Source organism: Marinobacter sp. H13 (genome assembly GCF_059072335.1).
In genome coordinates this window covers 3613558-3627474 of the sequence record NZ_JCACRU010000001.1, presented here as the reverse complement: position 1 = coordinate 3627474, position 13917 = coordinate 3613558, and the positions used below count along the sequence as shown (strand labels likewise).

Below are 13917 nucleotides of genomic sequence, written 5' to 3'. Positions count from 1 at the left end.
CATACAGTACCCACAGGCATGACAAGATTTGCCGGGAAAGGCGCTATCAGCCTTCCATGACCCGGAAGCGGACTTCATAACCGGTGAACTTCCGAATATTGATCACACCGGTATCCAGAATAAGGTACTGCCCCTTGATGCCCTCAAGTACGCCCTCGACTTCCGGCGATTTGTCGAGGTTATGGGTTTTGATCTTGGCTGGCCAGACCTGGACAGGATAGCTCAGGCCAAGCCCCTGCTCGTCAACTTCCCGAATGGAGTCCTGACCGTGGGCCTGCCTGAGCGACTCAAGGTCGTCGGATATCAGCCCAAGCATCCGCTGCCGCTCATCCACCAGATCGAGTTCCGGGACATCGCCCTTGAGCATGGCCCGCCAGTTGGTCCGATCGGCGACGTGAGCCTTACAGGCAACTTCCACAAGGCCTGCGAGGTATCGCGTTGCAACGCGCACCATCGGTATAGCGTCAACAGCCCCCTGGTCAATCCACCGTGTTGGCACCTGGGACGCCCGGGTAATACCAACCTTGAGACCCGACGAGTTCGCAAGGTACACCACATGCTCCACCATGCAATGGGTTTCACCCCACTCGGGCTCACGGCAGGTACCAAGATGATAGTGGCACTTCTCCGGACTCATGATGCAGCTGTCACAAGCGGCAAGCTTGCGGAAACAGGGGTAACAAAAACCCTGATTAAAGCTTTTGTTGGTTTTCCTGTCGCAATGAATACAGCGAATCACGCCATCAAAATCCAGGCGCAAAGGCCTGCCGATCAGATCATTAAGAGGGATACGGGTATCGCCAACGGCAATGGAATAGGCCACCGGGTTTCCGGCCTCCGCCGGCATTTTCCGGAGCCGGCCGGTGACATCAATCAGTTCGCTCAAGACTTGACCTCGACAAACTGGCTGGGGTCCATATCGTCTTTATCCTGCTTGCGCTGCACCGAAGGATCGCAGGCGGTACCGGCTTTGCTGCCCCGATCCAGGTAGCCAGTACGCTCTTCTTCAGGAATGTTGTGAAGGTTCTCGTAGTAGATCACCGCTTCCAGGCTGATTTCACGCTGTTCGGGCGTCAGTTTTCGGCCATCAGGCCATTTGCCGAGTTCAATTGACTGCCGGAGGCTCCGGTAGACATTGGGATCCAGTCGCTCGATCAGTTCTTCGTAAGTCATCCCGCTCTCCTGAAAAAACGTTCATTAAAAATATGGCGGAACCGTTTGACAGCATCAAACGATAATGATTATCATTAATTCACCAAATGACGACGGTCGTATCATTTGGTCTCTCTCATCAGGAGCTAAAAGCTCTTTTAATGCCCCGCCTCTGGCGGGGCTTTTTTATGCGCCCCTTCTGCCTTTTACGGGCAAAACCACCGCAAGGGCCAGGCCGGCAACGAATCCGCCCAGGTGCGCCTCGTTGGCCATACGCCCGAGCCCGATCATTTCCGGCAGCGGGGTAAACCCGATGACCATCCACGCAACGGCAAAGGTTACCAACGCAGGTGGAAACTGAAACCTCGGTGCCGATCGCTGGCTGAGCCAACAATAGCCCAGAATCCCATAAACCACTCCCGATAGCCCACCGAACAACGGGCCCGAGACAAAATACTGCAGGCCGTTGGAAATCAGGCTAGTGATCACAAACAGCATGATTAGCCGGGCGCGACCATCAAACCACTCGATCTGGCTACCCAGAAACCAGAGCATGACCGAATTGAAAATGATGTGGGTCCAGCTGAAGTGCAGAAAATCCGGCGTCAGCAGCCGCCAGACCTGGCCGCTTGCCAGCGTCGCTGTCAGCGCTTCAATGCGGCCGGCCATGGTGCTCCAGTCGTAATCCCGGGGGTCGATCACCATCAGGCTGGCCGCCAGCTCATTCTGCCCCATGGCCGTGAGCCAGACCATGGCTACCGCAAACACGATAATCCCCAGCACTAGCGGCGCATGACGCGGAGAAGGTTGCCAGCGGCCACCAACAAACACCGGCGAGCGGTTCTGACGATCCACCGCTTCCCTGATCTCCGGTTCCGCCATAAAACGGTCAAGGGCCGAGAGCACGGGTTCCGCATGGGCGGGATCTTCCAGCCAGAGCACCTGGAACCCGCCCTCTTCCGTGATGCGGTGGGCCACACCCTGACCGTTCAGCCAACGGCTGAAGCCCGCCAGGTTTACCGTGGTATCCAATTGCTTGACTCGGTACACCGTTTACTCCGCCTCCGGAAATGATTCAGCCACAACGCTCGGTCTAGCGTGCGAGACTGTCCTCGCTATTGGGATAATCCGCTTGCTCCGGTCTTTCCACATCAACCCAGACAAATTTGTCCCGGGAAAGTGCCCGCTCACCATCCATTCGGTAAGCGACCAACCGCCCGTACTTCACGGCACTGTAGTCGATGCACGCGACATTGGATTTGAGCGGCGCCGGCTCTCCTTCCATCCAGTAATGCCCGACAAAAACCGGGGGCGCATCGAGAGGATAACTGATCAGCTGCTTTCGCTCGCTTTCCGTCAATACGCGGCTTGCCACTTCCGGTGGCAACGGGTCCGGCTGGAAGACAACATCGGCATAGGTATGAGGATCGTCGGCCCAGAACTTGGTTCGGAAAAACTCGCGCACATAGCCATCCCGACCGGTGATGGTCATTCCCCGGGGGAGCCGCAGATCCGTCCCCCTCAAAAGGGTATCCATAACCTGCCCGGCAAAAGACTCGATGGCGGCAGAGGCGTGCAGGAAATCCTCATCAATGCACGCACCACCCTGCGACTGCTTGAATTTCTCGATCAGGTCGCCATCCCAACACGCGTGCACAACGCGGAAATCCTCGTCGTCGATGAACAGCGGTATGGTGTAGAACCACTCGAGAAACTCATTCCACTCGTAGGGGTGCGCTTCGAACTGCTCGAGAGTCTCGCGGATCAGGCGGTCGTGACGCGCGTTGTGCTCGCGCAGGAAGGTTTTGCCGCTGCCCGGGCGCGCCCGCGTACAGTAACCCAGGGCATTGTACTCATGGTTGCCCATGACAATTCGGGCCGAACCATGTTCCACCATATCGCGCACAAGGTGCAGGGCTTCACGGATGCGTGGGCCACGATCAATGATATCGCCGATGAAGATCGCCTGACGACGGGGGTGCTGGTAGACCCCGTTGATCTTCCGATAGCCCATCTGGTCCAGCAATCGGGCCAGGGTATTGGCACAGCCGTGAATGTCGCCAATGATGTCGTAACCGCGGTTTGCGGTCGGTTTTGTCGCAGCCATGATCAACTCGCTGATATTTCACTAGCCCAGCCAAGCTTGTCACGGCAGGTGGCGTAGAAATTATGGTCTGTGGGGTGAATCAACCGGATCTTGAACGGCTTTTTGGTAATGCGAATGATATCGCCTGGCGCGCAGGCAATGTTCATCTGGCCGTCAAAGCTGATTTGCGGATAGGTTTCATTGGTCTCCCCGATCACCAGTTTGATTTCACTCTTGCCATCGACAACGATCGGCCGGCTACTGAGAGTGTGGGGAAACATGGGCACCAGAACAATGGCGTCCAGCTTCGGGTGCATAATCGGACCACCGGCAGACAGCGAATAGGCGGTAGACCCTGTCGGCGTAGAGACAATCAGGCCATCCGAACGCTGGCTGTACACGAAATGGCCGTCGATGAAGAGGTCAAAGCCAATCATCCGGGTGGATTTACCGGGATGCAGTACGACATCGTTCAGGGCCGTACCAAACCCCAGGGGCTGGCCGTTGCGCTCAACATTGCCATCCAGCAGGAACCGCGTCTCCTCCATGTACTCGCCTTCCAGAACCTTGCCCAGGCGCTCCTCAAGATCGGACGGCGAAATGTCAGTCAGGAAGCCCAACCGCCCACGGTTCACCCCAAGCAGGGGAATCTTGGACTTGGCCAACTCCCGGGCGGCGCCCAGAAGGCTGCCATCCCCGCCAACCACGATGACCAGATCACAGATTTCGCCCAGAAGCTTTTTGCTGGCCACCTGCAGGCCATGCCCTGGCAGCATGCTGGCTGTGTCTTCTTCAAGAATGACGTGGTAATTGTTGGTGATCAGGTACTGTTTGAGCTGGCGCAGTGATTCAACCACTTTCACACTGCCCATTCGGCCAATTACACCAATGTTCCTGAACTGATCCATGAAGTTTCCTGTGATGTCGGGATGCGGCGGGGACCAACGAAACCGTTACCCCGGTGACAATCTGGCGTACAGTTTAACGAAAGTCACCCCGATACTGAAAAAGTTCGAACCTCAGGCCTGGTGTTTCTCACACCGATCGTCAACGCCCGGGCGGAATTCCGAGGGTTGGCTTACCCGCAGGATAGGCTCACCGCAGGGTTTGCCATCATTGCCCTTGTGGGTGCACACAGGATTTTCATAGTGATCCAGCCATTCACGATAGGCGGGTTCATTCATGCCGCAGCGTTCCGCGGCATAGGCGGTGGGGTTGCTGAAGTAGGTCTCAATGTCCTTGAAGGGCAGCGTTACGTGACCGACGCCTGGCTGGTAGGCCACCAGGAACACCGCCTGGCGCTGCAGGTGGTCCATGATGGAGTCTTCCGGAGGTTCGCGGTTTCTCAGCTCGTGGTTCTCTTCCTCGAGAGCGACAATCTTCTCGTCTCTCAGCTCGAGTTCACGCTGACGCCGCTCCAGCTGCTCCCTGAGGAGCAGGAGCTCGGCACCCGCGTTTGAATCCTCCCGCTGTTTCTCCTCACCTACCGCGGCCATCTGCTCCTGCATGGCGAGGTACTGCTCGTTTCTTTCGGAAAGTCGCTTCTTGAGCTGCTCATTACTGAGGCGCTGGCGTTCGTATTTCTGCTCGAGATCCGCAATATCACTGCGTAACCCCTGGACCTCCAGCCGGTGCTCTCGCTGGATATCCGAAAGCGCATCGCGGTGGACACTCTGGAGGGTCTTGATCCGCAGGCGTTGCTCACGAATCAACTGCGCCAGGCGGGAACGGTCGGCGGCGGCTGCGGCCTCTTCGCGCTCCGAAGAATCTTCTGCCTGCTCACTCAGAACCGGAATATTCTCTTCCTGTACCGGCTCAACTTTGCGGAATTTAAGGCTATTGGCCTCTACTGCCTTGCGAATGGCCTGGAAATGATTATTCCCCGGGGTCATGTCCGGGTCCCAAAGATCCTCCTTGAACTTGGGATCGGGGCATTGGCTTCGGCAAACCAGCCGGATCGGACCACCGCCCATGTCCGGCCCCTTGGCGCCTTGCCTGGCGAGCTCTTCAATCGGCAGGTTCCAGTGACTGTCTGCCCTGCCCTCCTCATCAAACCAGATTCGGAAGAACACGAGTGCCTGAACCCGAAGATCGGGACTCAACTCAACCAGAACAGCCCTGACATCGGTTTCGGCAAGATCGGACAGCCCAACGTAGCCATCCAGGAAAGCGCCGAATTCCGTGGCCCGCATTTCGCGAGCCACCTGGCTTCCTTCCACAAAAAATACCGCCGAATAACCATCGGTTGCCTGGTCGGCAGACACCATTGCACGTTCTCCAAAGTTCAACGACTCGACACCACACGACAGAACACTGAGAGATGTTCCATCCGATCGTGGTGCCGGCCTCTTCAACCCCAGCCTCCCGGAGCCGGGGCGAAGACGCAAGCTGACAGACTCAAAGCTATTAGTCTAGCCAGACAATCGTTTCTGCACAGGGAAAAAGTGCAACGATTTGTGATCGTGTTTGCGCTTAAAGCTCTGCTGCCAGGCGACTGCCCTGGTTGATCGCTCGCTTGGCATCGAGTTCAGCCGCCACATCCGAGCCACCAATCAGGTGAACTGGCAGGCCCGCTGCCTCGAGTTCGCTTTGCAGTTCGCGCAGCGGCTCCTGGCCCGCGCAGACGATAATGGTATCCACGGGCAGCATACGATCTTCGCCCTGCTCTGCGCCTTTCGGCGTGACCGTTATATGCAGCCCCTCATCATCGATTTTACGATAGGTCACACCGGGCACCATCTGAACCTGACGGTTTTTTAGGGAAGTCCGGTGAATCCAGCCGGTGGTCTTGCCCAGGTTCTTACCCACTTTCGAGGCCTTGCGCTGAAGCAGATAGACTTCCCGGGCCGGCTCCGGTACCTGGGGCTCAACGCCCTGGATGCCACCACGATGCTCGACACTGAGATCCACACCCCACTCACGCATGAAGTGATCGGTATCCAAAGCAGCTGACGTGCCCTTGTGGATGATAAACTCGGAGACATCGAAACCGATACCGCCGGCGCCGATCACGGCCACTTTCTGGCCAACCGGCTTGCGCTCCAGCAGCGCGTCCAGATAACCGATCACTTTGGGATGATCGATACCCTCGATTTCCGGCGTACGCGGCTTTACGCCAGTGGCCAGAATCACTTCGTCAAAGCCACCGGCTTTCAGGTCGTCAGCGCTAACCCGGGTGTTCAGGCGTAAATCGACCTGATGCTTGTCGAGCATCACCCGGAAGTAACGCAACGTCTCGTAAAACTCTTCCTTGCCCGGAATCAGCTTGGCAACGTTGAACTGGCCACCAATCTCACTGCCGGCGTCAAACAGTGTCACCTTATGGCCACGCTCTGCCGCCACGGAAGCAAAAGCCAGTCCTGCCGGGCCGGCACCAACCACCGCGATGGATTTGGGCTTCGCGGTCTTCACGTAGGTCAGCTCGGTTTCATGACAGGCGCGGGGATTGACCAGGCAGGACGTCAGCTTGCCACTGAAGGTGTGATCAAGGCAGGCCTGATTACAGCCGATGCAAGTGTTGATCTCCTCCGCGCGATCTTCCGCCGCCTTCAGAACCAGATCGGCGTCTGCGAGGAACGGCCGGGCCATGGACACCATATCGGCATCGCCCTCGGCCAGAATCTTCTCGGCCACATCCGGCATGTTAATCCGGTTGGTGGTGACCAGAGGAATGCTCACTTCACCTTTCAAGCGCGCGGTCACCTTGGTAAATGCGCCCCGGGGAACTGAGGTGGCAATGGTAGGTACGCGGGCCTCATGCCAGCCAATACCCGTATTGATGATGGTTGCACCCGCCTTCTCGATTTCCTTGGCCAGATGCACCACCTCTTCCCAGGTACTGCCGTCTTCAATCAGATCCAGCATGGACAGGCGGTAAATCAGGATAAAGTTCTCGCCCACTCGTTCACGAACCCGGCGAACGATTTCGATGGGCAGACGAATGCGGTTTTCGTAACTGCCACCCCAACGGTCAGTCCGATGGTTGGTATGAGACACAATGAACTGGTTAATGAAGTAACCCTCTGACCCCATCACTTCAACGCCGTCATAACCGGCGCTTTGTGCCAGTGCGGCGCACTCCGCATAGTCCTGAATCTGCTTCTCGATGCCGTCTTCATCCAGCTCCCGGGGCTTGAACGGATTGATTGGCGCCTGAATGGCCGAGGGTGCCACCAGCTCCGGAGAATAGGCGTAGCGGCCAGCGTGGAGGATCTGCATGCAGATCTTGCCATCAGCTCCATGCACCGCATCGGTAATGACCCTGTGCTTCTCGACTTCCTCTTCGGTGGTCATCTTGGCGGCGTGCTGGAAAACGCCCCCCTCCACATTCGGAGCAATACCGCCAGTCACGATCAGGCCGGCACCGCCTCTGGCACGCTCTGCATAGAATGCCGCAAGGCGTTCGAAGCCATTTTTGGCCTCTTCCAGGCCGGTGTGCATGGAGCCCATCAGGGTGCGGTTACGCAGTTTGGTAAAACCAAGGTCCAGTGGCTCAAGCAGGTTCGGGTACTTGGCAACGCCTGACGTCGTGCTCGCGGTCATGTTTGCTCTCCTCATCGTGATCTCGGGCGGAACGCCTGTAAATGACAGGGCTCCGTTCATTGTTGAGCCTTAAACTACCCGCGCATCTTGCCATCGACAATATCCAGGGATAACATTTTATTATCTTTGCATAACATGTCAGACAAAGGCTTCAATGAACGCCCACCTCTCCAGCCCGTCAAAAAACCGAAACTCACTCGGGGACATCAGTGTTCTCTATGTGTCGGCTCTTTTGCGGGCCGCCGAAGCCGAAGGCGCCAGCAGCGCAGAACTGGCATCCCGTTTCCAGCTTGACCATCAGACCCTGACATCACCGGAAGCGCGCATCAGCATCCCGCGGTTTATGCGTCTGGGGCATGCCGCGATCAACGAGACCGGCAACCCGGCTCTCGGGCTGAGGATGGGTGCGCTATCACGCCCTGTCGACGCGGGTATTGCAGGGCTGGCCGGAGAAACCGCCGGCACCGCTGGCGCAGCACTCGCCACGCTGATTCGATACGCTCTGCTAACCAGCCGCAATAGCCGTGGCGTTCCAACGGTCCAACCGGAAACCCGGCAAGCAAAGTTCTACTCGATTCGTCCCTATAACGGCTTCAACTACTTCGTGGTGGATTCTGTTCTTGCCGCGTGGACCCAGTTTCTCAGGACCGTTACGGGCCGTTATGACGTTCTGGAGAAGGTCACTATCGAATACCGATCAATCGGCCAGGATGATTTGTTCGAGAGCTGGTTCCGCTGCCCCGTGCAGTTTGGAGCTTCGAGCAACAGCCTTACCGTTCGTCAGGACATTTGGGAAAGCGCCAGCCAGCAGGCTCAGCCCGCCATGCATGAAAAGCTTTCGGATCTCTGCGAACGGGAACTGCAGCAGATACGACGGGGGTGGACCACAGGCGACCGCGTAAAAAACCTTCTCACACCCCTGTTTCGGGGCGAGACACCCAGCCTGGAAACCATTGCAGTTAAACTGGGGATTGCGCCATGGACGCTCCAGAGACAACTGGCCGCCGAGGGAACCGGATTCAGGGAACTGGTGGATGAAACGCGAAAACAGTTAGCGCGGGATTATATTCGGGAGACAGAGACATCACTGGCAGAGATTGCCTGGCTTCTGGGTTTTGCCAATCCTGCGGCCTTCCACAAAGCCTACCGGCGCTGGTTCAATCTAAGCCCCGGGGAGCACCGAAAGCAGATCAGGCATGGATGACATCGGTGATGGTTTCATCCCTTGCCTATAACTCCATGGCGTCGTCCCAGCCATCATCGTCTTCATATTCTTCGAACTGGTTTTCAATCAACTCTTCTTCGTAATCCCGCATCACAGCCTTCCTGATTCCTGAATTTTCAGAAATAGCCTAGAAGTTCTCAATGACAGAACGATGACAATGAAGCTTGGCGTTGAATGTAATGCAACTGGAGAAGTCGGATAACGTGAAAGGTAAAACGAGGGGAAAAAATGGCGGAGCGGACGGGACTCGAACCCGCGACCCCCGGCGTGACAGGCCGGTATTCTAACCAACTGAACTACCGCTCCGTGCGGGTCATCACAGCTCGCCTCGAAAAGGCTTGGCAATCAAGGGTGTGATTGCTCTGTGACAACGAGGGCGCATTATAAAGAGGCGCCCTGTTATGTCAACGCTTTTCCTAAAATATTTTCAGAAAAAGCGTTCTGTTACATGGCATCGACCATGGCGTCCTTGCCCTGGGCGGTTTTGCGGTATTCGATAGGTGTCATTCCGGACCAGCGTTTGAATGCGCGATAAAAAGTGCTGGGCTCAGAAAAGCCGGTCAGGTAGACAATCTCATCAATGGATTCATCGGTGGTTGCCAGCAACTGACGGGCCAGGCGATAGCGAAAATCCGCCAGTACCTGATTGAAACTGGTCTCGGCCTCTGTCAACCGGGTACGCAGGGTCCTCGGCTTGATGCCGAGCCGCTCGGCCACGGCATCGAGGGTGACCTCTCCACTATCGAGGAGCTCTGCGACAATCCGCTCCACCTGACCAACGATGTCTTTCTTCTCCAACCGGGCAACCTGTTCGCTGGCAAACCGCTCGTGCAGATCCAGCAGCTCCGGCTCGGCATGCGGCGAAGCATGGGAAAGCAGCTTGGCCGGGAAATACAGCCGGTTTTCCGGCGCACCGAAGGTGACATCGCACCCCAGCACCTCGCGAACATGATCCTGGCCCTCGGCACGCTCATGCTCGAACTCGATGCGTGACGGGTAAAAGTTGCCATCGGTGATGGAGCGGAAAAAGGTAATCAGTCCCAGCACGAAACATTCATTGAAATGCCGTAAACGACGTACATCATCAGACGCTGCATCCAGAACCATGCAGGCATCGTCGCCCTCAATGAAGAAATCGGTGTTAGCGGCATCACTCAGCAGACGCTGATAGTTCTGGGCCCGACGCAGGCCCTCGCCGAAGGTTGGGCTGCTCAGAAAAAGGTATTCCAGCACCTGCCCCTTATACGCTGGCAGCAACTGTCCCAGATGCAGGCCAACATCCGGATCGCCGGAAACATCCTCAACAGCCTGCCAGAAGTACATCTGCGCACTGTGGGGAGTTCGAAGCTGTTCGGTATAAACGTAATTTTCATCCACACCCAGACGGCTGAAAATCGCATTGGTATCGATTCCCTTCTTTTTCATCGCCTCATAAATCAGGCGCAACATCACTCCCGCGTCACGAAGTTCCTGCATAAGATCCCGTTTTCTTATTTGTTGACTTCTACTTTGGCCGGCCGGACAGTCGCCGGGGCTCGCCAGGTCAATGCCTGATCTGGCAGGGTTTGCCACACTCCAGAGGTTTGTCAGATCCAGAGGGCCCAGAAAAGGCACCCTGTTAGACAATCGTCTTATATTAGAGCATATCAGGCCACGAACGCCGAGTTGTACCAAAATGTAAAAAAAAGCATATCCTCTGCTACTACGCTTTTACTCAGGCAGCGCCGGCATTTCCGGTCGAGGCTATAAAGGAGAACATCCATGCCAGAGACCCTCGTTTACCACACGACACCACCCGCCCTATTGCCCATGTATGGCAGAACACTGCTGCCGAAACAAAAGCAAACCGGCGGTGACGTCAGCATCCCGGAGTTAGCCGCCAGCCTGCTTGGCGTCAGTACTGCCGGCAAGAACCTCAAGCGCTACCAGCAGGTCTGTGGCTTCGCGGCAGGTAGTCATCTGCCCGTTACCTGGCCCCATGTGCTGGCTTTTCCACTGCACCTGAAACTGCTCACCGAGAAGGCCTTCCCCCTGCCGCTGCTGGGCCTGGTGCACCTGCGAAACACCATTACCCAGCACCGGCCGATCGGCACCGGGGAGAACCTGGATTTATCTGTACGACTGGGGAATACCGCAAAAAGTGACCGGGGCGTGGAGTTTGATCTCATCACCGAGGCTCGCTCGGCTGGCAAACTGGTCTGGGAAGAAGCGAGCACAACGTTGTTCCGACAACCGGATGGCGAGAGCAAGTCGTCCGGCAAAAAAACACCGCCAGAGCTGGAACGTTATCCGAACACCGAAAATTTCAAGGCGCCCGAATCGATTGGCCGGCAATACGCCCGGGTATCCGGCGACAGCAACCCGATCCACATGCATGCCCTGAGCGCCAAAGCGTTCGGCTTTCCAAGGGCAATCGCCCACGGTATGTGGACCAAAGCCCACGCACTGGCGCTACTGGAACAACAGGAAGGCTGGCAAGCCAGTGCCCTCAGCATCAGCTGCCAGTTCAAGAAACCGCTGTTTCTGCCTGGTACAGCCCAGCTGAACTGGAAAACCGGAGAAACGGGGTGGGACTACCAGGTGCTGAATGCCAAAGGCGATGCGCCCCATCTAACCGGGCGCGTCGACTGGCTTTAGGCAGGCTTGCCATCCGGTGCGCAGGGGGAACCCTGGGCGCCGGCAACGGGCAACGTGAAATAGAAACAGGCACCACCGCCTTCCGGCCGCTCGAAACCGATGTCGCCACCCTGCGCCTGTATGAGGGAACGGCAGGTTGAAAGACCAATCCCCATCCCTTCATCCTTGGTCGTGAAGAACGGCAGGAACAGTTTCTCTTCGGCATCTTCCGAGAGGCCGATGCCGTGATCCCGCACCTGGATTCGAACACAGGTGCCACCCTGCACACTGGCACTCACTTCTACCGGCGCGCTGGAATCAATACTGCTGGTCGCTTCCAGAGCGTTGCGAATCAGATTCAGGGCGACCTGCTGTACCTGAACCGGATCGGCCAGAACCTCAGGCATATCCCCAGGCACGGACAGCTCAATAGCGCCCTTGTTATTACGCATATCCACCTCGGCAAACTGCCGGGTGTCTTCCAGCAACGCGGGCACCGACAGTACTTCCTTGCCCGTCGCCGGTTTTTTCATGAATCGACGAATGCGTCGGATGATTTCACTGGCGCGATGGGACTGTGCCTCGATCTTGTCGAGGGTCTCCTGGAGCACCCCCATGTCAGGGCTTTCCTTTACCATCATCCGCTTGGCGACCCGGGCATAATTGGTGATGGCGGTCAGCGGCTGGTTCACCTCGTGGGCAACGCCGGCGGCCATTTCACCCATGGTGGTCAGGCGCGAGGTATGGGCAAGCTGATCGCGCTGTTCCTGAACCAGTTGCCGGGCATCCTCCAGCGCCTTTTCATTGTCCAGTTCGGCGGTGATATCCCGGAATACAACAACAGCACCGTGGAGCTCGTCAGAGTCCAGTTTCGGCGTTGAGCGGTACTCCGCCGGAAATCCGGTTCCGTCGGCCCTTAGCATTCGGATATCCCGCTGGTTCTCGGCCACACCCTGCTGACAGGTCGCCTTCACCGGCAGTCCGTCCGGATTGTCACCGGCAGTCGCGAAGTGGGTTTCGAAGAAATCACGACCAATCAACTCTTCCACCGGGCAGCCAACAATTGATGCCGCCGCCGGATTGGCAAATTCAATAATGCCGTTCTCATCGAGGCCGTAGATGCCTTCGCTGATGGAGTTCAGAATCCGGGCCTGGTCACTTTGCAGCTCCCGGTTGCGGGCCTGCAACTCTCTTTCAAGACGAATAACGCTGGCGTGGGTTTTCACGCGAGCGATCACTTCCTGGGACTGGAACGGCTTGGAGATGTAGTCGGCACCGCCGAGTGAAAAGCCCTTCACCTTTGCCTGCAGGTCGTCCAGCGCAGACAGAAAGACGACGGCACAGTCGGCCGTCTGCGGGGCGGCCTTGAGGCGCTCGCAGACTTCATAGCCGTCCATCTCCGGCATCATGATATCAAGGAGAATCACTTCGGGCTGATGGCGGTGGGCAAGGTCGAGGGCCTTTTCGCCCTCGTTGGCAATGAGTAGCCGGTAACCTTTGTCTTTCAGGGTCTCATAGAGGACTTTGAGGTTCTGCGGATTGTCATCCACGAGCAGAACCGTCACCTCCGAGTTCTCGCTGACAGCTTCAGTCATAAATGTCGGGCCGGTTAGAAAAGTAACCGTATGATGCCGCCGGGATCACCCTGCGTCGATAAGGTCCTTTACGGACAGGACCATACGAACGAGATGTGCCAGGGAATGGGTCCCCATCTTGTGCATAACGCGGGAACGGTGGATCTCGACCGTGCGCTGGCTGATTTCCAGCTCAATGGCAATCACCTTGTTGGCCTGACCGGCAATCATACGGTCCATGATCTCGTGTTCCCGGGGGGTCAGGCTCTTGATGCGGCGAATGATCTCCTGCTTCTCGTCCAGAGACTTTCGCTGCTCAAGATCCTGTTTGAGGGCTGCCTCAATTTTCTCCAGCAGTGCCTCCTCACGGTAGGGCTTTTGAATGAAGTCCACAGCGCCCTCTTTCATGGCGTCGACGGCCATGGGGACGTCACCGTGACCCGTCACAAAGATAATCGGCAATATAGAGTGTTTTTCATTGAGCTTTTTCTGGAGCTCCATACCGTCCATGCCCGGCATGCGAATATCCAGCACAATGCAGCCTGCCATCTTGTCGGAGTAGTCCTTCAGGAAAGCGGTTGCACTCTCATAGGTCTTTACCGGCTTGCCGTCGGATTTCAGCAGCAGCTCCAGGGAATCGCGGACTGCTTCATCGTCCTCAACAACGTACACGGTTTGCTGGATATCAGTCATGGGTGTGTTCTCTCCTGTCCGTTTTCTTA

12 protein-coding genes and 1 tRNA gene are annotated in these 13917 nt (G+C 56.9%); 2 read left to right on the top strand and 11 right to left on the bottom strand.

Translation table 11 applies throughout. The features are described from left to right. Positions 1-46: 46 nt before the first annotated feature. The 7 genes from AC5JQH_RS16905 to AC5JQH_RS16875 all read right to left on the bottom strand — a co-directional run bounded on the left by AC5JQH_RS16905 (position 47) and on the right by AC5JQH_RS16875 (position 7780). The gene (locus AC5JQH_RS16905; protein ID WP_008170503.1) at positions 47-886 is read right to left on the bottom strand and encodes a DUF2797 domain-containing protein; all 840 of its coding nucleotides are present in this window, start codon (positions 884-886) and stop codon (positions 47-49) included. Next, complete coding sequence (locus tag AC5JQH_RS16900) at positions 883-1173, bottom strand: YeaC family protein (RefSeq protein ID WP_008170505.1); 291 nt, start codon at positions 1171-1173, stop codon at positions 883-885. The genes AC5JQH_RS16905 and AC5JQH_RS16900 overlap by 4 nt, the downstream gene beginning before the upstream one ends. A 165-nt stretch (positions 1174-1338) precedes the next feature. Then, complete coding sequence (locus AC5JQH_RS16895; RefSeq protein WP_008170508.1) at positions 1339-2202, bottom strand: rhomboid family intramembrane serine protease; 864 nt, start codon at positions 2200-2202, stop codon at positions 1339-1341. Between the two features lie 43 nt (positions 2203-2245). After that, positions 2246-3259, bottom strand: a complete 1014-nt coding sequence (locus AC5JQH_RS16890) for a metallophosphoesterase (protein WP_008170510.1) — start codon at positions 3257-3259, stop codon at positions 2246-2248. Positions 3260-3261: 2 nt separating this feature from the next. Continuing rightward, positions 3262-4146, bottom strand: coding sequence for an NAD(+) kinase (locus AC5JQH_RS16885; protein ID WP_008170512.1), 885 nt, complete (start codon positions 4144-4146; stop codon positions 3262-3264). Between the two features lie 111 nt (positions 4147-4257). Continuing rightward, entirely contained in the window at positions 4258-5505 is a 1248-nt protein-coding gene (locus AC5JQH_RS16880; protein WP_008170514.1) for a hypothetical protein, read from the bottom strand. A 205-nt stretch (positions 5506-5710) separates the two neighbouring features. Further along, positions 5711-7780: an NADPH-dependent 2,4-dienoyl-CoA reductase gene (locus tag AC5JQH_RS16875; protein WP_273084837.1), complete on the bottom strand. Its 2070-nt coding sequence runs from the start codon at positions 7778-7780 to the stop codon at positions 5711-5713. A 154-nt stretch (positions 7781-7934) separates the two neighbouring features. Here AC5JQH_RS16875 and AC5JQH_RS16870 point away from each other — a divergent pair, with 154 nt between their 5' ends. After that, positions 7935-8984, top strand: coding sequence for an AraC family transcriptional regulator (locus AC5JQH_RS16870; protein WP_008170518.1), 1050 nt, complete (start codon positions 7935-7937; stop codon positions 8982-8984). Between the two features lie 250 nt (positions 8985-9234). On the opposite strand, the gene AC5JQH_RS16865 is transcribed toward AC5JQH_RS16870, so the two are convergent. Together AC5JQH_RS16865 and AC5JQH_RS16860 are read right to left on the bottom strand one after the other, a co-directional pair. Continuing rightward, a tRNA-Asp gene (locus tag AC5JQH_RS16865) sits at positions 9235-9311 on the bottom strand. Positions 9312-9449: 138 nt separating this feature from the next. Further along, on the bottom strand, positions 9450-10481 hold the full coding sequence (locus AC5JQH_RS16860) for an AraC family transcriptional regulator (RefSeq protein ID WP_008170520.1): 1032 nt from the start codon (positions 10479-10481) through the stop codon (positions 9450-9452). Between the two features lie 285 nt (positions 10482-10766). On the opposite strand from AC5JQH_RS16860, the gene AC5JQH_RS16855 reads away from it, so the two are divergent. After that, complete coding sequence (locus AC5JQH_RS16855; protein ID WP_008170521.1) at positions 10767-11642, top strand: MaoC family dehydratase; 876 nt, start codon at positions 10767-10769, stop codon at positions 11640-11642. On the opposite strand, the gene AC5JQH_RS16850 is transcribed toward AC5JQH_RS16855, so the two are convergent. Continuing rightward, positions 11639-13216, bottom strand: coding sequence for an ATP-binding response regulator (locus AC5JQH_RS16850; protein WP_008170524.1), 1578 nt, complete (start codon positions 13214-13216; stop codon positions 11639-11641). The two genes, AC5JQH_RS16855 and AC5JQH_RS16850, sit on opposite strands and share 4 nt — an antisense overlap. A 45-nt stretch (positions 13217-13261) precedes the next feature. After that, positions 13262-13888, bottom strand: a complete 627-nt coding sequence (fixJ, locus tag AC5JQH_RS16845) for a response regulator FixJ (protein WP_008170525.1) — start codon at positions 13886-13888, stop codon at positions 13262-13264. Positions 13889-13917 lie beyond the last annotated feature (29 nt).

Coding starts and splice junctions, on each gene's coding strand:
- AC5JQH_RS16900 (WP_008170505.1), bottom strand. CDS start 1,173: ATGACTTACGAAGAACTGATCGAGCGACTGGATCCCAATGTCTACCGG.
- AC5JQH_RS16890 (WP_008170510.1), bottom strand. CDS start 3,259: ATGGCTGCGACAAAACCGACCGCAAACCGCGGTTACGACATCATTGGC.
- AC5JQH_RS16885 (WP_008170512.1), bottom strand. CDS start 4,146: ATGGATCAGTTCAGGAACATTGGTGTAATTGGCCGAATGGGCAGTGTG.
- AC5JQH_RS16880 (WP_008170514.1), bottom strand. CDS start 5,505: ATGGTGTCTGCCGACCAGGCAACCGATGGTTATTCGGCGGTATTTTTT.
- AC5JQH_RS16875 (WP_273084837.1), bottom strand. CDS start 7,780: ATGACCGCGAGCACGACGTCAGGCGTTGCCAAGTACCCGAACCTGCTT.
- AC5JQH_RS16870 (WP_008170518.1), top strand. CDS start 7,935: ATGAACGCCCACCTCTCCAGCCCGTCAAAAAACCGAAACTCACTCGGG.
- AC5JQH_RS16860 (WP_008170520.1), bottom strand. CDS start 10,481: ATGCAGGAACTTCGTGACGCGGGAGTGATGTTGCGCCTGATTTATGAG.
- AC5JQH_RS16855 (WP_008170521.1), top strand. CDS start 10,767: ATGCCAGAGACCCTCGTTTACCACACGACACCACCCGCCCTATTGCCC.
- AC5JQH_RS16850 (WP_008170524.1), bottom strand. CDS start 13,216: ATGACTGAAGCTGTCAGCGAGAACTCGGAGGTGACGGTTCTGCTCGTG.
- fixJ (WP_008170525.1), bottom strand. CDS start 13,888: ATGACTGATATCCAGCAAACCGTGTACGTTGTTGAGGACGATGAAGCA.